The sequence below is a fragment of the Methylobacterium sp. PvP105 genome (assembly GCF_017876975.1).
Lineage (GTDB): Bacteria > Pseudomonadota > Alphaproteobacteria > Rhizobiales > Beijerinckiaceae > Methylobacterium > Methylobacterium radiotolerans.
Genome location: NZ_JAGIPA010000001.1, coordinates 2,571,317 through 2,589,420, shown reverse-complemented (window position 1 = coordinate 2,589,420; position 18,104 = coordinate 2,571,317). Strand labels below are relative to the sequence as shown.

Here is an 18,104-nt window from a genome sequence, read left to right as displayed (position 1 = left end):
GGGGCCCAGGGCAGGGCGAGGCTGGGCCGGGCGAATTCGGGCAAGGGGGGCATCGGCGCGCTCTTCTCTGAGGGCCCTCTCGGAAGGAGCCGAGAAACCGGGCCGCATCGTCCGCGTCAAGCCGCCATCACACCGTGACCCTGGCCGAACCCCGGTGCGATGCCGGAGGCCACCCGGTCGTCGGCGGGGCGCGGCGGCACGGCACGGAACTCCTTCGCCGTTCCGTCAAGCCGCGACGGTCGTTCCCCGTGGGAATGTGGAAAACCTGCTCATATTCCCTTTGAACCCTGTGCATGTGCGGCGCGACACGGTCGTTCGTCAGAACGAACGGGCTGGTCCGCAGTAGGAAGATTATCTGGATGAATCTTTCAGAGAGTCAGTTCAGCAGGTTATATGGGGTGGCGAATTCCGCATGTGTGCCAGTGGTTTGGCGCGCGTTCGCGCATCCGACTCTGCGCGGGGATGCATTGAACTCTGCGCGGCGGCGTATCCGATTCTGCGCCCGGGCCGCGCCCCGCCGTATCGGAATCTGCGCGGCCGCGTATCCGATTCGGCGCGGATTCGCCCCCGGATCGGTGGATAACGGGGACGGTCACCGGGCACCCGCGCGTATCGGACTCTGCGCCGGACGCGGCGTCGGCTCGGCGTCGGATCGGCGGGCGACAAGACCCGTATCGAACTCTGCGCGCCGGGGCGGGCGCCGGCCGTGAAGCGACCGGCGTCGGCCCGCTCGCGGGCGTGATCCCGCACCGGGGAAGCGTGGATTGCCGGGACAAGGCCGACCGGACGGGGGCCGCGGCGGGCGAATCGTGGCATGGCAGGATCGGGCCGTCCGTCCGCCCGCCGGATGGACGGCCCGTGCAGCGCGGGCCGAGGGGCGATGAGCATCGAGGAGAAGATCGCCGGGATCCATGACCCGGACCTGCGGGCCGAGATCGAGGCGGCGCGCGGCGGCTTCCTGTTCGCGCAGATCGTCGAGCACGTGCTGCACCGTCAGCGCGAGCGCGATGCCCGGGCCGCCCTCCTGGGGGAGGAGGAGAGCCGCCGGGCCGGGCTGTCGCGCGACCAGCGCCGCCGCGACGCGGTGCGCCTCGTGATCGAGAACGAGCCGGCCCTCCCGTCGAGCCTCCAGCACATCCACTCGGTCCTGGCTCTGTGCGGCCTGCCCTACCGCGATCCCGGGCCGGTGCGGGAATTCTCCCGCAGCTACGGCCGCAACTCGCTCAACCTGATCGCCGGCCGGATCAAGGACCCGGAGACCGGCGCCTTCGAGCCCCAGGGGCTGCCCTACGGCCCGAAGGCCCGGCTGGTCCTGCTCCACCTCTGCACCGAGGCCGTGCGCCAGCGCAGCCCCACCGTGAAGGTGGCCGAGACCCTGTCTGGCTTCATGCGCGAGATGGGCTTCGCGGTCACGGGGGGCGAGCGCGGCACCATCCGCCAGTTCAAGGAACAGCTGAACCGGCTGGCCGCCTGCTCCATGCAGATCGGCCTCTGGGACGGGCGCGACAGCGCCACCACCCTCAACGTCCCGCCGTTCCGCAGCCTGGAGCTGTGGCGCCCCCGCGCCGGGGAGGGGGACGACGAGGCCGGCCGCACGGTGCGCTTCGATCCCGAATTCTACGAGACCCTGATCCGGCACGCCCTGCCGGTGGACGTGCGGGCGGCCCGGGCCTTCTCGGGCTCGGCGCGCAAGCTCGACCTGCTGTTCTGGACCGGCTACCGCCTGCGGTCCCTGCAGCGGCCGCTCCGCCTGACCTGGGCGAACCTCCACGCGCAGTTCGGGGCCGAGAACGCCTCGATCCGCAGCTTCCGCCAGGCGTTCAAGGCCGATCTCGCGCACCTGCGCGAGGTGTTTCCGCGGCTGCCGCTGGTGCTCGACGACGGCGGCCTGACCCTGCACCCGGCCGATCCCAGCACGCTGCTCGTGCCGCCCCGCCCGGCGAGCAAGGGAATACGGAAGCGCGCGAAGGAATAGATCAGAGCGCGAGGTTCATTCCCTCACGGAATGAAACGGGCCAGGATGGAGAGTCGGTCGTATTCCCTCTGCCGATCGGAATGAGTATATGTTCCGTCCGCTTGGAAGGAACATGACGTGGGCCTGTCGGACTCCGAGATCGCGGCGCGGCTCGCCGCGCTGCGCCGCCAGCGCGAGGCGCTCGATCGGGAGATCGCCGATCTCGTCCTCTACCAGGAGCTCGGTCGCCGACTGGCGGCCGGCGGAGCGGACGCGCGGCCGGACCCGACCCTGAAGCCCGATCCGCCGGCGGGGCTGCGCCGAGACCCGGCCGACGGGCCGCCGCGGGGTCGGGACGTGCCGGAGGGCCGGCCCGGGGCGCCTGCCGACGGGGAGCCCGCGGCCCGCGGACGGCGGGGCGTGCGGGTCGATCCGGCGGCGCGGTCCGCGGGGGCGCCCGATCCCGCCGGCGCCGCCGGGCCGATCCCGCCGGTGATCGCCTTCACGGAGGACGCCGCCGGCGCCCGCCGCTACGGCCGGGCCGTGGTGCAGGCGGCCTGCGCGGCGATCGCGCGGGCGGGCCGGCCGCTGCACGCGGCCGAGATCCTGGAGGTGCTCGCCCGGCAGGGCTTCACCCTGCCCGGCCGGGATCCGGTGGCGGCCCTCAACACGCGCCTGTGGAAGCGGTCGGGGCCGGGCGGCCCCCTGAACCGGGTCGCCGAGGCCACCTACGCCCTGGCATCTTCGGAGCCGGACCCAGCCCGAGGGGTGCCAGTCACGAAGACGTGACGCCGGACCCCGCCACCGTCTCCCCACTTGGGCGCGCGTCGGGCCCGGCGATCCGCTCGGCCGCGCGCTGACCCAGGCCGCCCGCGCCCACGCGGATCTGATCACGCGGCTGCTCGCCGTCGCGGCGGTCGGCGCGGCCGTGCCGGTGCTCCTCGTCGCCTCCCGCGACCACGCGCCGGAGGGTTGGGACCTTCGACGAGGTCACGGTCTACGCGGCCTCCTGGCCCGGCCGCCGGGCGCCGGCAGCGCCGGTCGGGCCGCTTCAGTTGACCAGGCAGAAGCCCTGACCGGTGCCGACCCGGCGCTCCTGCGCGCACCAGGGCTTGGACGCGCCGGAGCCGGTCGCCGGGGCCCTCAGGCTGGCGGTCGTCTGCGCGGGGTCGGCCGCGGTGCCGCGGAGGGTGAGGCTGCCGAGGGGCGCCCGGCCGGGCTCGGGCCGGAGCGCGGCCTGATCGGGGCCGGCCTCCGGTCGCGACCCCGGCGCGACCGCCCTGTCCGGCGCCGGGAGCGCGGGGCTCGCGGCCACCGGCTGCACCGGGTCGGGCGGGCTCAGGGTCGCGAGGCCGGGCATGTCCTGCGCTGCCGCGGCGCCGCACAGGACCAGGCAGGCGGCCGGGGCCGCGAGGAACCTGATCATCGACGAAGCTCCTGACGAGAACCATTCCGCCGGCCGGTCCCGCGGCGCGGGCCTGCCGTGGGGCTGAGTCTGGCCTTCCGCTCGTTAAAGGGGCGCGAAGATTCAGGATTAACCGGTTTTGAAGATCGCCGGGTCCCCGGACCCGGACAGCCTTGACGGCCCGCGCGGCGGGCTGCCGCCGCCCGGAGAGCGGGGCCGGTGGCCGGACGCGGCGCGGAGCCGCTCCCGATCGCCCCAGCGACGGGAACGGCTCCGCGCCGTTGTTTCTCGGGCCGCGGCTTCGGCGCCCGGCCCGCGCTGCGGGCGCCCGCCGCCGGACCGGGCCGGCCGCCGGCAGAGGGCGCGGGGCCCTTCAGTGGGCCGGGGCCGCCACCGCGGCGGCGAGCCGGTCGTGCGGGACGCCCGAGCCGCCGACCACCGCGATCCGGCTGCCGCCGGCGCTGCGCCGGCTCGCCCAGTCGCCGATCATCTCCAGGCAGGTGTGGTCGATGGCCGCGAGGTTGTCGGTGGCGAGGCGGACCTCGCCGCCCGCCGGGGTGCGCTCCAGGGCCGCCGTGAGGCTCGGCAGCTGCAGGAAGGTGGCCGCCCCCGACAGGCGCAGCTCCGGCACGCCCGGCACTTCGGGGGCCGCCGCGTGCTCGATCCGGAGCCGTCCCTTGCGCAGGCTCGGCAGGGCCTGGAGCAGGCTCAGGGCGAGGCCGGTCAGCACCCCGGTGAGCAGGTCCACCGCCACCACGGTGGCCATCGTGGCGAGCCAGATCGCCGCGGTCAGCCAGCCGTAGCGGGCCTGCAGGTGCAGGGCGTGGGCCGGGCTCGCCAGACGCCAGCCGGTGACCACCAGGATGCCGGCGAGGCTCGCGGTCGGCACCAGGGCCAGCAGCCAGGGCAGCGCGAGCAGGAAGGCCAGGATCCAGGTCCCGTGCATCACCGTGGCGGCGCGGCTCACGGCGCCCGCCTGGACGTTGGCCGAGGAGCGCACGATCACCCCGGTCATCGGCAGCGCGCCGACGAGCCCGCAGATCAGGTTGCCGATGCCCTGCGAGCCGAGTTCCCGGTTGAACTGGGTGCGGGGGCCGTCGTGCATCCGGTCGACGGCGGCCGCCGAGAGCAGGCTCTCGGCGCTGGCGATCACCGCGATCACCAGGGCCATGATCAGGATCTCGGCCTCGGCGAGGCGCGCCCAGGACTCGGCGGCCGGCAGGGCGAGGCCGGAGAACAGCGCCTCCGGCACCGCCACGCGCTTGACGGCGAAATCCCCGAGCCCCGCCACGAGGCTGCCCGCCAGCACGCCGACGAGCGCCCCGGGCAGGAGCCGGAGCCGCGCCGGGCGCAGCCGCTCCCAGGCGATCATCGCCGCGATGGTGATCCCGCCGACGATCACGGCCCCGGTGCGGTCGCCCGTGCCGGTGACGAAGTTGAAGAACGCGGCCGGGATCGCCACGAGATTGTCGAGGCCGCTCGCCCGGGGGAGGGCGTCGGTCAGGACGTGGATCTGGGCCAGCACGATCAGGATCCCGATGCCGGCCAGCATGCCGTGCACCACGGCCGGCGAGATCGCCCGGAACCAGCCGCCGACCCGCAGGGCGCCGGCGGCGAGCTGGATGAGGCCCGCCACCACCAGGACGGGGCCCAGGGCGTCGAGACCGTGCGCCTGCACGAACCCGTAGACGATCACGGCGAGCCCGGCGGCTGGCCCGCTGACCTGGAGCGGCGAGCCGGCGAGGAGGCCGACCACGATGCCGCCGACGATGCCGGTGATGAGGCCGCGCTCCGGCGGCACGCCGGACGCGATGGCGATGCCCATGCACAGGGGCAGCGCCACCAGGAAGACCACCACGGAGGCGGGCAGGTCCCGGGCGAGGCTCGCCCGGACGGCGCCGCCCGGGGCGAGGGCGCTCTGCAGGGTCGTGGTCAGGCGGCCGGGGGGGCGCATGATCAGGCCGCCTGCAGGCGGCTGCTGGCGGAGGAATCCTGCGCCACGGGCATGTCGGCCCCGGCGATCGGCCGGAAGCGCCCGCTCGCGCCGTCATAGGCCAGGAGGGCCCCGGTCTCGATCTCGAAGAACCAGCCGTGCAGCCGCAGGGAACCCTTGGCCAGGGCGGCGGCGACGCTCGGATGGGTGCGCAGGTTGGCGAGCTGGACCACCACGTTCTCCAGGGCCAGGGCGTGGTGGCGGGCCTGCGCGTCCATCCCCTCGGGATAGGCCTCGCAGACGATCCGCTCGGCGGCCTCGGCGTGGCGCAGCCAGGCGGCGACGCTGGGCATCCGCTTGAGCAGGTCCCGGTTCATCAGCCCCTTCATGGCGCCGCAATCCGAGTGGCCGCAGACCACGATGTCGCGCACGCCGAGGGCCACCACGGCGTACTCGATCGCCGAGGAGACGCCGCCGACCACGTCGGAGGCCGGGGGCACGATGTTGCCGGCGTTGCGGCAGACGAACAGGTCCCCGGGCCCCGCCTGGGTGATGTGCTCGGGCGAGACCCGGGAATCCGCGCAGGCGATGATCAGCGCGCTCGGGTGCTGCCCGTCGCGCACCAGCTGCTGGTACATCTGCCGCTGGCCGGGAAAGACGCTGCCCTGGAAGCTGGCGATGCCCTGGATGATGTTGTTCATGAAGGGTCCCTGAAGCTGGGAGAGCCGGAAGGCGGAACGGGGAAGGGCGATGCGCCGGAGCGCGCCTGCCGGACGGCGGCGCTGCGCGGGAGCGCGGAGCGGTGTTCGGTCGGGTCGGGACCGCCCGGCCGGAGGGGCCGGGCGGTGAGTCTCGGTGTCGGGGTGTCGCGTCCGAAGTCTCGGCGTGCGAAGTCTCAGCGACGGACCCGGCGGCGCTCCGCGGTTCCGGAGGCCCAGTGCGGGTCGACGACCTGGCCACGCGCCACGCTGGCCCCGGCCCTGTCGTGAACCATCGGCGCCCCGAGGAGCTGCCCGGACCCGGAACGCTGCGAGTGCAGCGAGCGCGGGTCGTGGTGGGGGTCGCTGATGTAGGAGCTCATGTGGCCGCCGCCGGCGGCCTGGCGGCTCCCACCGCCGCCTTCGCCCGCCTGCGCCGCCAGGGGCGCGCCGAGGATTCCGGTCAGGAGGCCCAGGGCGAGGCCGAAGGCGGAACCGGCCGTGCGGCCGCGAGCCGGGAGATGTCGGGACTGGGTCATGGCGTTTCCTCGCTGTTCAACCTGTGGCGCGGGACACTGCATCCCTGCCGCTAAGTCGAACCTAGTCTAAATTTCCGGAATAGCGTGTGCGCATCGGCACATTATATCGATTAACACTTTAATCCTCGGCATATGTACTATCGTGTGCGCCCGCACACGTCTTCGTTGCGCCGTGAAATCATGGCCGGGATTAAAGGGGAATCCGGCCTCGCCGGCGCGCAGGGCTGCGCGGCCGCCCCGCCGCAGAGGGGCGCGCGATGTCGGGTCGAGGCGGGGACGACGGTCGCCCGGGTCGGGGCGGGATCAGGCCCGCCCGGCGTTCGGACGCGGCGCGGACCGTGCGGGCGCGCGGCCGGCGGCGGGCAGAGGATTGGCCGCCACGTAGACGAGGCCGCCGGCCTCGTAGGTGAGGCTGGCGGTCCTGCCCCCGGCGAAGCCCCGCTCGAGCAGGCGGGTGCCGAACCCCTTCCGCGAGGGGGAGACGACCGGCGGGCCGCCGCGCTCGCGCCAGGTCAGCCGCAGGGTCTCGGTGTCCGGACCGGCCTCCACCGTCCAGGCCAGCGCGGCTCGCCCGGCCGGAACCGACAGGGCGCCGTGCTTGACCGCGTTGGTGCACAATTCGTGCAGGATCATCGTGAGCGCGAGCGCTCCCTCGGGCGGCAGCCGCAGGTCGGGGCCGTCCAGGGTGATGCGCGGGGTGTTCGCGCCCAGAGCGTCCCGGTCCGAAGTCTCCCGGTCCGAAGTCTCCCGGTCCGAAGTCTCCCGACCGGAAGAATCCCGGTTCGACGGATCGCCGCCCGCGGGTTCCGGACCCAGGAAGGGCCGCACCGCCTGGGCGGCGATGCCGCGCAGATCCGCGCTCGCCCAGCTCTCGCGGGTCAGGATATCGTGGGCGCGCGACAGGGCGAGGAGCCGCGCCTCGAAGGCGTCGCGCCCTGCCGCCGCGCCGGCGCCGAGATTCTTCAGGCTCTGCGCCGCCATCGCCTGCACGGTGGCGAGGGTATTCTTCACCCGGTGATTGAGTTCGTCGATCAGCAGCCGGTGGGTCTCCGCGCGCCGGGCCCGTTCGTCCGCCGCCGCCGCCAGGGCGGCGGCGATCGTCGCGCCCTCGCGCACGAAGGAGCGGGGCAGCGGCGGCAGGGGCTGGTCGCGGCCCAGGGTCTCGGCAGCGGCCGCCAGATCCAGCAGGGGGCGGGCGATCAGGCCGGCCAGCAGCCACGCGAGCAGCGCCGCCGCGAGGGCCACCGCGCTGCCCGCCGCCAGGATGCTCCCGCGCAGGGCCGCCACCGAGGTCAGGGCCCGGTCGGCCACCTGCCGGACCACCACCTGCCAGCCGAGGCCCGGATAGTCGCGGTGGCCGGCCGTGGACGCGCGGGCGCTGAGATACGCGGTGCCGTCCGGCCAGGGGCCGACCCGGCTCGTGCCCTCCGGATCGAGGGGCCGTCCGCCCGCCAGGACCGACCGGGGCAGGGGGGCGCCCTGCAGGGCGGGCGGACCGAGGAGCACGGTGCCGTCGCGGGACAGGATCAGGATCTCGGCACCCTGGCGGTGGCCCCGGAGGGCGCCTTCGAGGACGCGGGCCATGTCGCGCGCCCAGGCCCAGTCGAGATGCGCGGCCAGCACCCCGAGGACGCGGCCGTCCGGCGCCCGGACCGGGGCCGCGACGTCGAGGAGCCGCAGGGGCTCGCGCGCCGCCGCGCGCGCGGCGGCCTCGTCCGGGGGCATCAGCGCCTCGAGGAGCTTGGCCGGGTGCACGTCGCCCACGTAGGGGCCCGCGCGGCCGCCGCGGAAGTAGTCGCGACCGGAGACGTCCGCGCCCTCCAGGGCGCCGGTGCTGGTGACGGAGACGCGCCCGTCGGAGTCGATCAGCCCGATGATCGAGTAGGCCGGGTAGGTCGCCTGGAGCCGCTCCATCACGGCGCGCTTGGCGGCCGTTCCGGCTCCGGGATCGCGCAGACTGTCCGAGGCGGCGGCGATCTGGATGTCGCGCCAGCGCTCGAACATCCCGATATCGAGGCCCCGGGCCATCTGCCCGGCGATCTCGACGAGCTGCCCGCCGACCTCCGCCTCGAGCCGGCGGGTCGCCTCCCGGCTCGCCAGGGCGGCGAGCGCCAGGGTCGTCAGGAAGCCGAGCGTGCCGAAACCCAGGGCCAGCACGACGCGCAGCCGCGGCGCGCGCCATCCGCCGCGCCGTCCGCCGCGGTGGCTGGCGCGCGCCGCGGGGCCGGCGCAGGGCGCCGCCGCAGGGGGTTCCGATCGCGCGACCGCTTGCATCCGATCTCCCTGGGATCGGCCGGCTCCCGGTAGGGGGAGATCGTGCCCGCGAGCCCGTCTCAGCACGGGCGGCAAGCCTCAGCAAGACGGAAACCGGCCTCGTCGATGCGGAATTTCTATCGGGAGTTGCAAATCTGCACGCGGTCGTCCCCCGCGTCGTCGCGGGTCCGGTGCGGGAGCCCGGCCGGGGCCTCAGCCCTCGAGCAGGGCGTGGGCCGCCCGGACCAGGATCCCGCCGGGCCGGCGCAGGGCGTCGAGCACCGAGAAGTGATCGGCCCCCGGGACCGGGAGCAGGGATCCCGGGGCATGGGCCGCCGCCCGCAGGGCGTGCAGGTTGCGGGCGTCGTGGATCAGCGCCGGCAATTCGCGGGAGCCGTAGGCGATGCAGAGCGGCTTCGCCACCGCCGGGAGGCGCAGGGGCGACAAGGTCTCGACCTCGCCGTCGGTGAGGCCCAGCTTGGCGTCCAGGGCGGTCTGTCGGATCGGCGCGAGGTCGTAGACGCCGGAGATCGCCAGGCCCGCCGCCACCGCCGGATGGCCGAGCTGCATCGCGGTGAGCAGCCCGCCCGCCGACCAGCCCGACAGCACCAGGGGACCGCGGATCCCGCGCGCGGCCCCGTGGGCGGCCAGCCAGTCGAGGGCCGCGCCGATCTCCGCCACGATCCGGGCGAGGCTCGCCTCCGGCGCCAGGGTGTAGCCCACCATCGCCACCGACCAGCCGGCGGCGTTCGGGCCCTGCGCGAAGCAGGCGAACAGCTCCCGGGCGCCCCGCTGCCAGTAGCCGCCGTGGACGAAGACCAGGCAGGGCGCCGCCGCGTCCCGCGCCGGGTAGAGGTCGAGGGCGTTGCGGGCGCCGGGGCCGTAGGGCACGTCGAGGCCGGCCGGATGCGCGGCCCGGTAGGCGGCCGAGGCCGCGTCCCGGGCGGCGACCTGGGCGGCGCTGTCGGCCACCGCGCGGGTGTTGTCGTAGCAGGCGTCCCGCGCCTCCTGCGCCAGGGTGTCCCAGCGGCGGCGCGGATCCGCGGGGGTCGGGTCGTCCAGGCGGAACTCCAGCACCATCGTGTCCGTCTCGGGCCGCTGCTTTCGCCCGCACCATGGCAGCCGGCCGGGTTCGGGTCGAGGCGGTTCAGAAACCGGGCGCGGCATCCGGGACGGTGCCGCCGTAGCCCCAGCCCGTGAGCGGCGGCGCCGCGACCCGCTCGCGCGCCGACGGGGGGAGCATCCGGGCGAGGGGCCGGGGCCGCTGCCAGACCCGCCAGAGGGGCCGGTCGCGCGCCGCCATGCGGGCGAGGGTCAGGTCCGTGTCGGAGGCCGCGCGGTGATGCGGTCGCCCGGCCGGGGGAGCGGCCTGCCGGCGGGCCTCGGCCGGGGCGGCCAGCAGCAGGAGCGTCGGCAGCAGGAGCGTCGGCAGGAGGGCGGCGAGGATCGGGGCGGGACCGGGACGCATGGTCGGGGCTCCGGGACGGGCGACCTGACGGGCTTCACCGGCGGCTACGCCCGAGCGCCGCCCCGGTTCCGGGGCGCCGCCGGCCGGGCATTGCCCGGGATCCCGGAAGCGCCGAAAACCCTCTAGGACTCCGCGCGCCCTCGAGACCGATTCGCGCGGGTCGGCACGCCGGCCGCGACCCGGCCAAGATCCGGCCAAGATCCGGTCACGACCTCGCCACGCCATGGGATCCATGACAGAGCCCGCACAGACCGCCACGCCGCGCCCCGGCACGCCCGATCCGGCGGCACTGCTCGCCGCGCTCGTCGCCTTCGATACGGTGAGCGCCCGCTCGAACCTGCCGCTGATCGACTGGGCGGAGGCCTATTGCCGCGGCCACGGCGCCGCGGTCGAGCGAGTGCCGGATCCGTCGGGCCGGAAGGCGGCGCTGCTGGTCAGCGTCGGACCGTTCGAGACCCGCCCCGGCTACGTGCTCTCCGGCCACAGCGACGTGGTGCCGACCGACGGCCAGCCCTGGTCGTCGGACCCGTTCGTCCTGCGGGAGGAGGGCGGGCGGCTCTACGGGCGCGGCACCTCCGACATGAAGGGGTTCCTCGCGGTCTGCCTCGCGCTCCTGCCCGAGATGGTGGCGGCGGAGCTCGCCACCCCGATCCACCTCGCGATCTCGTACGACGAGGAGATCGGGTGCCTCGGCGTGCGCCCGCTGATCGCCCGGATGCTCGAGCGCGTGCCGCGGCCGCTCGGCTGCTTCGTGGGCGAGCCGACCGGGATGGACGTGGTGGTCGGCCACAAGGGCAAGGCGGCCGCCCGCCTCACCTTCCGCGGCAAGGCCAGCCACTCGGCCCTGGCGCCCCAGGGGGTCAACGCGGTCGAGTACGCCGCCCGCTTCATCGAGCATGTCCGCCTGTCCGCGGAGGCCATCGCCCGGGACGGGGCCCGCGACCCGCTCTACGACGTGCCCCACACCACCGGCCTGTCGAGCGTGGTCCGGGGCGGATCGGCGCTCAACATCGTGCCCGACACCTGCAGCGTCGAGTTCGAGTACCGGGCGATCGGCGCGGACGATGCCGCCGCGCTGGCGGCGTCCGCGATCGCCTACGCCACCGGGACGCTGGCGCCGCTGATGCGGGCCGGCGATCCGGCCTGCGGCGTCGCGGTCGAGCCGCTGATCGACTATCCGGGCCTCGACACCGATCCGGAGGCGGAGATCGTGACCCTGGCCAAGCGCCTCGCGGGCCGCAACGGCCACGCCAAGGTCTCGTACGGCACGGAGGGCGGGCTGTTCGAGCGGCTCGGCGGCGTGCCGGCCGTGGTGATCGGGCCGGGCTCGATCGCGCGCGCCCACAGGGCGGACGAGTACGTCACCCGGGACGAACTCGAGGCCTGCGCGGGCTTCGTGCGGCGGCTGATCGGCGCCTGCGTGACCGGCCCCGCGTCAGCGTCCCGAGGGGTGATCCCCGGCTGAACCGGCCTCCGCGTCGGTCGCGAGAGGCGCCGGTCCGCCGAGCGTCCGCCGCGCGGCGCGATCTCACCAGGGGATGCGGCCGAAGCGGTCGACCAGCCGCCGGTACTCGGCCTCGCTCTCGGCTCGCGACGTCCCGCCCTGGCCGACATCCGAGCTCCCGGAGCCCGGATGCACGAGGCGGCACACCAGCGGCAGGACGAAGCCGTGGCGCGCGAGGGATATGCTGGGGCCGCCGAGCTGGAGGACGTTGGCGAGCCACGGGCGGACCAGGATCGCGTCCTGCAGCGTGACCGGCGCCGTCGCCTCGACGAGGTGGGCGCGGCGCAGGCCGGTCTCGGCGAGGCGGCCGAGCCACTCGTTGTCGTAGTGCCACTTCGAGGCCGGGCTGATCGCGCCGACCTGCGCGAAGGTGGCCCGCCGCATCAGCCAGCCCGACGGCGTCGCGAAGTCGTTGATCCGGACCACCTCGCCGGCCTCGTCCACCTCGAGCTGCGTCGAGGAGACGAAATCGAAGCTGTCCAGGGCTCGGACGGCGACGCCCAGATAGGGCGGCAGCCAACGATCGTCGTCCTCGAGGAAGCCGACGAGGTCCCAGCTGTCGTCGACGGCGCCGATGGCCGCGTTCAGCGCGGGGATCTGCCCCTTGCGCGCGCCGCGCGCGAAGGTGACCTGCGGGTGCGCGGCGAGCCGCGCCGGGATCTCGGTCTCCGGATCGGTCCCGACGAAGAAGTGGATCGTCGCCGGCCGGTCGAGCTCCTGGGCGTTGGCGCTCTCGATCGCGTGTTCCAGGAAGTACTGACCGGCCTTTCCGACCAGGGTCGAGGGCTTGAGCCGCGACGGCGTGATGATCGCGATGCGCATGGTCAAGATTCGACACTCTCACGGACACTGATCGGCGCGTGGTTCCCCCGGGCCGGCGCCTCGGCAATCATCGCCGCGCGTCGACCGGGGGAAACGTCGAGAAATCGAGCCGTGAAGTGAGCGTGCCTGTCAAGATTTGGGCGAATGATCTGAGATGATTTCGAATAATGATCACGAAATTGCCGATACGGTGTCTAGGCCGATATCTATCATCGATTGAAGGATGGGTCGTAATTTTCAGAAGGATCCGGAACTCGACCATCTGCGCGAAGCGGATTGAACCATTGTTGCCGCCATGCCACCCTCGATCGAGGAAGCGCGCCATTCCGGGCGGTGCCGCCCATCCTGGCCGGGCGGCACCGGCGCGTGGCCAAGGAAACCTTTGGGCCGCTCGCGGCTTGGATCAGCGCCTTGGATCAGCGCCTTGGACCGGTGCCTCGGATCGGCGCACCGGGCCGGGTTGAGGGAGACCGTTCAGCGCATGGCCAGCCTCAGCGTCGCGATCGCGTTCGGCGTCCGCCTGCTCCTCGTGCTGCTGTTCCTGCCGTTCAGCGCCCTCGACAAGATCCTGAACTTCAGGGGTGCGGTCGGGCAGGCGCGGCAGGCCGTGCACGCCACCGCGCCCGCGGTGGCGCTGATCGTGATCGGGCTCTGCGTCGAGATCGGGATGTCGCTCTGCATCCTGACCGGGACCGCCGACCGGGCCGCCGCCTTCGTGCTCGCCGGCTATTGCGGGGTGACGGCGCTGCTGTGGAAGCAGTTCTGGGTGCCGGGGGATTTCTGGGCCGGGGGCAAGGGCCGCGAGCTGTTCTGGGACTTCCTGAAGAACTTCGCGCTGGCGGGCGGCTTCCTGCTCATCACCTTCGGCACGGGCGCCGGGACGGTCCAGGACTTCCTCGCCGACCCGCTCGGATCGACCCATCCCTACGCGATCGCCGACCGGGCCCGGCCGTAGCGAGGCCCGGCGCGGCGGGGCCCTCAGCCCTTCGGCACGGTGGCTTCCATGGACGGGCGGCGCTCGAACTCCGCGTACCAGGCGGCGACCGCCGGGCGGCCCTCCCGCCACGCGAGATCGGGGAAGCGCAGATCCAGGTAGCCGAGCGCGCAGCCCAGCGCGACCGTGCCGATATCCAGCGCCGGCATCCCGCCGACCAGGCTCTCGAAGCGGTCCAGCGCCGCGCGGATCTTGCCGACCTGACCGGCCTCCCAGGCGTCCCAGCGCTGGGATTCGGGGCGCAGCACCCGCTCGTAGCGGGTGAGCAGCGCCGCATCGAGCAGGCCGTCGGCGAGCGCCTGCCGGGTCAGCGCGTCCCAGCGGGCGGCCCCCTCGGGGAACAGGTGCGGCCCGGACGAGAGGCCGTCGAGGTACTCGCAGATCACCCGGCTGTCGTAGAGGGCGGTACCGTCCTCCAGCACAAGGGCGGGGATCTTGCCCAGCGGGTTGTGGGCGGCGACCTCCGCGGAGGGGCCCGTCGGCGAGGCCCCCGCGACGGTGACGGCGATCCGGTCGATCAGTCCCGTCTCGTGGGCGAGGACCAGCACCTTGCGGGCATAGGGGGAGGCGGGGGAGTAGAGGAGCTTCATCGGACCGTCCCGGTTGGTCTCAGGCGCCGTGATCGCGGCGTCGGGACCTTGCACCGATGCCGCGGGGAATCCAGTCCCCAGCGCCCCGCCGGAGGCTCAGACCTTCCGGGTCATCCGGGCGCCGGCATGGACCACCCGGCTCCGGCTCCGGCTCCGGCTCGGGCTCGGGCTCGGGCGTCGCGCCCGCATCCGCGCGCGCCAGACGAGGATGGCGCTCGCCACCCGATCGAGGGCGAGCATGCACAGGCTGCCGACGATGGCGAGCACGCAGGCGGCCCCGATCAGGACGCCCCAGATCCCGGGGGCCGGGATGATCATCAGGCACAGGAGACCGAAGACGGCCGCGCCAGGAATCCACTTCGCCATCGCGCCGTCCGCCGGAACAAGAAGGGTGTCGCTCGTGCACACCCTGCACCGAGACCCTTAAGAGTGTTGGTTCGACTGGTGTGTCGGCGAATAATTCCACCTTTAGAGGATACGTATCTGTCGATCTAGGTTTATTTGCGGTAAATACGGCGATGAATATAGGCGGTGATTGCCGTCCCGCGGCCGGATCCTAATCCGCCAGCGACAAGGTCCGGCCGGCGCTGACCAGATGGTAGAAGCGGCCGTCGAACATCTGCATCACCGCCTCGGTGGCGGCGTGCGATTCCGGTCGGATCGGCGAGGCGAGGCAGGCGTCCAGGGCCGCCTGATCGGGGAAGTCCATCTCCAGGATCATGGCGATCGGCCGCGCGTCGTCGTCCTTGGAGACGAGGCGCTGGACCCGCACGGCGGTGACGCCCGGGAACCGCCGCCAGAACGGCTCGAGCTCGTCCCGGACCCGGCGGAAGAACTCCTCCTCCCGGCCGTCGCGCACCGTGCCCTCGTAGATCGCGGTCCTGGTCAGCATCGGCCGTCCTCCGGAATTCCCCGTCCAACCGCCGGATCAACCGCCGGCGGCCGGGATCGCTCCCGCGGTGACTCCGCGGTGCCTCCGGGGTGACCCGGCGGCGACCCGGCGGTGACAACGCGCACCGGCTGTCGGCGGAATCGGCCGCCGGCGGGGCGGGCGGGCTTCTCCCCCGCGGCCGATCGGCGTATCCGGGACCGGCCCATCGTGACGATGCGGGAGAGACCGGGATCTTCCCAGCAGAGGGGACCCGGCGCCGACGGAGCAACCGCCCCGGAAACTCTCAGGCACCGGAACCGTGTCGTCAGGGCGATCTGGAGAGCGGTGCAGCGGGCGAGCCCGTGGGCACCCGCCGAAGGGGACGTCCGCGAAAAGCCTCGCCAGGGCCGGTCGCGGATCAAGCTCTCAGGCACCGGGACAGATGGGGCGCGCAACCGGCCGACCGCTCGCGGGCGGCCTCCACGCGTCCAGTCCCGGAGTCCAAGCCCATGACCCACATCGCCGTGATCGGCGCCGGCATCACCGGCGTGACGACCGCCTACGCGCTCGCCCAGCGCGGCTACCGCGTCACCGTCCTCGACCGGCAGCGCTACGCCGCCATGGAGACCTCCTTCGCCAATGGCGGCCAGCTCTCGGCCTGCAACGCCGAGGTCTGGAACAAGCTCTCCACGGTGATGCAGGGCCTGCGCTGGATGACGCGGCGCGACGCGCCGCTGCTGATGAATCCCAAGCTCTCCTGGCACAAGCTGTCCTGGATGGCCGAATTCGTCCGCGAGATCGCCCATTACCGGGAGAACACCGTGGAGACGGTGCGGCTGGCCCTGAAGGCCCGGGAGGCGCTGTTCGCCATGGCCGAGGCCGAGGGGATCGACTTCGACCTGAAGACCCGCGGCATCCTGCACTTCTACCGGGACCGGGCGAGCTTCGAGAAGGCCACCGCCGTCAACGCCCTGCTGCGGGAGGGGGGCCTCGAGCGCTACGCCGTGACCCCGGAGGAGATCCGCGCCATCGAGCCGACGCTGGCCGGGCGCTATCACGGCGGCTTCTTCACGCCCTCCGACGCCACCGGCGACATTCACAAATTCACCCGCGGCCTCGCGGCCGCCTGCGCGCGCAGGGGCGTCCGCTTCGTCCAGGACGCCAGCGTCGAGACGATCGCGCCGGGGGAGGGGGGCTACGCGGTTCGCTGGCGTGACGCGGGCCAGCCGGCCGGCGACGCGCGGGTCCTGCGGGCCGACGCGGTGGTGATCTGCGCGGGCTGCGCCAGCCGGCACTTCGCGGCGATGCTCGGCGACCGGGTCAACGTCTACCCGGTGAAGGGCTACTCGATCACCGTGAACCTGCTGACGCCGGAGGCCCAGAAGGCGGCGCCCGAGGTGAGCATCCTCGACGAGGCGGCCAAGATCGTCACGAGCCGGCTCGGCGACGAGCGCCTGCGGGTCGCCGGCACGGCGGAGTTCAACGGCTTCAACCGCGACATCCGCCACGACCGGATCCAGCCCCTGGTCGACTGGACCCGGGAGCAGTTCCCCCTGGTCGACACCGACCGGGTGGTGGCCTGGAGCGGCCTGCGGCCGATGCTGCCGAACATGCTGCCCAAGGTCGGCCGGGGCCGCCGGCCGGGCGTGTTCTACAACACCGGGCACGGCCATCTCGGCTGGACCCTCTCGGGCGCCACCGCCGAGCTCGTCGCCGGGGCGATCGCCGCCGAGCACGCCCCGGAGCCGACGGTTCTGCCGCTCGCGGCCTGACCCGGGTTTTTAGGGGGCCCGAGGCCCTTCGGCGGGTTGTCGGGGCGGAGCCCCGACGCGCAGCACGGCGCGCTGTCCCATCCCCGAACTGGGGGGCGCGTCGTCGCAGATTATTTTGTATTCTCTTTTCCGAACCACCCCGGAAACCGAGCCGCGATGCCTCCGTCCGCCGCCTATCTCGACCCCGCCACCGGGGCGACCTACCCGATCGAGACGCCGCGCTGGCGCTCGGAGACGGGCGGTCCGCTGATGATCACCGACCTGCCGGGGATCGGGCGCGGCGAGATCGACACGGGCCAGCGCTCCCTCTGGCGCTACGCCGCCGCCTTGCCGGTGGCGGTGGCCGACCCGGTCACGCTCGGGGAGGGCTGCACGCCGCTGGTGCGCCGGCCCTGGCGGGGCGGCCACGCGCATTTCAAGCTCGAATGGTTCGCGCCCTCGGGCAGCTTCAAGGACCGGGGCGCCTCCGTGATGCTGTCGATCCTGCGCCAGCAGGGGATCGACGCGGTGCTGGAGGATTCCTCCGGCAATGGCGGGGCCGCGGTGGCGACCTACGCGGCGGCGGCCGGGATGCGGGCCAAGATCCTGGTCCCGGCCTCGACCTCGCCGGCCAAGACCGTGCAGATGCGCGCCGTCGGCGCGGAGGTCGAGCTGATCCCCGGCACCCGCCAGGACACCGCCGACGCGGCCGTCGCCCAGGCGGACTCGATCTTCTACGCCAGCCACAACTGGCAGGCCCACTTCCTCCAGGGCACCAAGACGCTGGCCTACGAGCTGTGGGAGGATCTGGGTTTCGCCGCGCCCGACCATGTCATCATCCCCTGCGGCGCGGGCAGCAACATCCTCGGCTGCGACATCGGCTTCTCGGAGCTGCTGCGCCGGGGCGCGATCGCCCGTCTGCCGCGGCTCCACGCGGTCCAGCCGGCCCACTGCGCGCCCCTGCACGCGGGCTTCGAGGCCGGCGCGGCGGATTTCGTGCCGGTCACCCCGCGCCCGACGCTGGCCGAGGGCGCCTCGATCGCCCAGCCGGTCCGCGGCCGGGCGGTGCTGGCGGCGCTCCGCCGCTCCGGCGGCGGCACCGTGGCGGTCTCCGAGGAAGCCATCGAGGCGGCCCTGATGGAGCTCGCCCGCTCGGGCCTCTACGTCGAGCCGACCTGCGCCATGGCGGCGGCGGCGCTCACCGATCTCACCGCGCGCGGCGCGATCCGGCCCGAGGACACCACCGTGGTGGTGCTCACCGGCACCGGCATCAAGGCGACGCCGCGCATCGCCGAGCTTCTGGGCCTCGCCCCGTAACCGGG

General features: G+C 73.8%; 18 protein-coding genes and 2 riboswitches. Of the genes, 6 read left to right on the top strand and 12 right to left on the bottom strand.

What is annotated here, in order from left to right; genetic code table 11:
- Positions 1-880: 880 nt before the first annotated feature.
- Together J3A75_RS12390 and J3A75_RS12385 are read left to right on the top strand one after the other, a co-directional pair.
- A complete protein-coding gene (locus J3A75_RS12390) occupies positions 881-1,975 on the top strand; it encodes a replication protein RepA (protein WP_063110519.1) in 1,095 nt (364 codons plus the stop codon).
- Positions 1,976-2,092: 117 nt separating this feature from the next.
- Complete coding sequence (locus J3A75_RS12385) at positions 2,093-2,743, top strand: hypothetical protein (protein WP_012318540.1); 651 nt, start codon at positions 2,093-2,095, stop codon at positions 2,741-2,743.
- On the opposite strand, the gene J3A75_RS12380 is transcribed toward J3A75_RS12385, so the two are convergent.
- The 8 genes from J3A75_RS12380 to J3A75_RS12345 form a co-directional block, all read right to left on the bottom strand.
- Positions 2,730-2,948 carry a hypothetical protein gene (locus J3A75_RS12380; RefSeq protein WP_012318539.1) on the bottom strand — a complete coding sequence of 73 codons (219 nt, stop codon included), beginning with the start codon at positions 2,946-2,948 and terminating at the stop codon, positions 2,730-2,732. The two genes, J3A75_RS12385 and J3A75_RS12380, sit on opposite strands and share 14 nt — an antisense overlap.
- Before the next feature lie 57 nt (positions 2,949-3,005).
- Complete coding sequence (locus J3A75_RS12375) at positions 3,006-3,380, bottom strand: hypothetical protein (RefSeq protein ID WP_012318538.1); 375 nt, start codon at positions 3,378-3,380, stop codon at positions 3,006-3,008.
- A gap of 352 nt (positions 3,381-3,732) precedes the next feature.
- Positions 3,733-5,313: a SulP family inorganic anion transporter gene (locus J3A75_RS12370; protein ID WP_245364328.1), complete on the bottom strand. Its 1,581-nt coding sequence runs from the start codon at positions 5,311-5,313 to the stop codon at positions 3,733-3,735.
- A 2-nt stretch (positions 5,314-5,315) separates the two neighbouring features.
- Positions 5,316-5,993 (bottom strand): carbonic anhydrase, encoded by a 678-nt coding sequence (locus J3A75_RS12365; RefSeq protein WP_012318536.1) that lies wholly within the window; start codon positions 5,991-5,993, stop codon positions 5,316-5,318.
- Positions 5,994-6,187: 194 nt separating this feature from the next.
- Positions 6,188-6,529: a hypothetical protein gene (locus tag J3A75_RS12360; protein ID WP_012318535.1), complete on the bottom strand. Its 342-nt coding sequence runs from the start codon at positions 6,527-6,529 to the stop codon at positions 6,188-6,190.
- A gap of 303 nt (positions 6,530-6,832) precedes the next feature.
- Positions 6,833-8,686: a sensor histidine kinase gene (locus tag J3A75_RS12355; RefSeq protein WP_409518661.1), complete on the bottom strand. Its 1,854-nt coding sequence runs from the start codon at positions 8,684-8,686 to the stop codon at positions 6,833-6,835.
- Between the two features lie 309 nt (positions 8,687-8,995).
- Complete coding sequence (locus tag J3A75_RS12350; protein WP_076729827.1) at positions 8,996-9,862, bottom strand: alpha/beta hydrolase; 867 nt, start codon at positions 9,860-9,862, stop codon at positions 8,996-8,998.
- A 67-nt stretch (positions 9,863-9,929) separates the two neighbouring features.
- Positions 9,930-10,250 carry a hypothetical protein gene (locus tag J3A75_RS12345; protein WP_012318532.1) on the bottom strand — a complete coding sequence of 107 codons (321 nt, stop codon included), beginning with the start codon at positions 10,248-10,250 and terminating at the stop codon, positions 9,930-9,932.
- Positions 10,251-10,482: 232 nt separating this feature from the next.
- Between J3A75_RS12345 and argE the strand changes: the two genes are divergently transcribed.
- Complete coding sequence (gene argE / locus J3A75_RS12340) at positions 10,483-11,715, top strand: acetylornithine deacetylase (protein WP_029361272.1); 1,233 nt, start codon at positions 10,483-10,485, stop codon at positions 11,713-11,715.
- A gap of 63 nt (positions 11,716-11,778) precedes the next feature.
- On the opposite strand, the gene J3A75_RS12335 is transcribed toward argE, so the two are convergent.
- Positions 11,779-12,576 carry a glycosyltransferase family 2 protein gene (locus J3A75_RS12335; RefSeq protein WP_012318530.1) on the bottom strand — a complete coding sequence of 266 codons (798 nt, stop codon included), beginning with the start codon at positions 12,574-12,576 and terminating at the stop codon, positions 11,779-11,781.
- Between the two features lie 481 nt (positions 12,577-13,057).
- On the opposite strand from J3A75_RS12335, the gene J3A75_RS12330 reads away from it, so the two are divergent.
- Complete coding sequence (locus J3A75_RS12330; RefSeq protein WP_012318529.1) at positions 13,058-13,531, top strand: DoxX family membrane protein; 474 nt, start codon at positions 13,058-13,060, stop codon at positions 13,529-13,531.
- Between the two features lie 23 nt (positions 13,532-13,554).
- On the opposite strand, the gene J3A75_RS12325 is transcribed toward J3A75_RS12330, so the two are convergent.
- The 3 genes from J3A75_RS12325 to J3A75_RS12315 form a co-directional block, all read right to left on the bottom strand.
- The gene (locus J3A75_RS12325) at positions 13,555-14,160 is read right to left on the bottom strand and encodes a glutathione S-transferase (RefSeq protein ID WP_012318528.1); all 606 of its coding nucleotides are present in this window, start codon (positions 14,158-14,160) and stop codon (positions 13,555-13,557) included.
- 96 nt (positions 14,161-14,256) lie between these two features.
- Positions 14,257-14,526, bottom strand: coding sequence for a hypothetical protein (locus tag J3A75_RS12320; RefSeq protein ID WP_209650255.1), 270 nt, complete (start codon positions 14,524-14,526; stop codon positions 14,257-14,259).
- Between the two features lie 190 nt (positions 14,527-14,716).
- Positions 14,717-15,052, bottom strand: a complete 336-nt coding sequence (locus J3A75_RS12315; RefSeq protein ID WP_012318526.1) for an ethyl tert-butyl ether degradation protein — start codon at positions 15,050-15,052, stop codon at positions 14,717-14,719.
- Positions 15,053-15,258: 206 nt separating this feature from the next.
- Positions 15,259-15,361, top strand: a riboswitch (glycine riboswitch).
- A gap of 3 nt (positions 15,362-15,364) precedes the next feature.
- Positions 15,365-15,475: riboswitch (glycine riboswitch) on the top strand.
- A 65-nt stretch (positions 15,476-15,540) separates the two neighbouring features.
- On the opposite strand from J3A75_RS12315, the gene J3A75_RS12310 reads away from it, so the two are divergent.
- Positions 15,541-16,803, top strand: a complete 1,263-nt coding sequence (locus J3A75_RS12310) for a D-amino acid dehydrogenase (RefSeq protein ID WP_012318525.1) — start codon at positions 15,541-15,543, stop codon at positions 16,801-16,803.
- Between the two features lie 156 nt (positions 16,804-16,959).
- Positions 16,960-18,099: a pyridoxal-phosphate dependent enzyme gene (locus J3A75_RS12305; protein ID WP_024830479.1), complete on the top strand. Its 1,140-nt coding sequence runs from the start codon at positions 16,960-16,962 to the stop codon at positions 18,097-18,099.
- Positions 18,100-18,104: the final 5 nt, after the last annotated feature.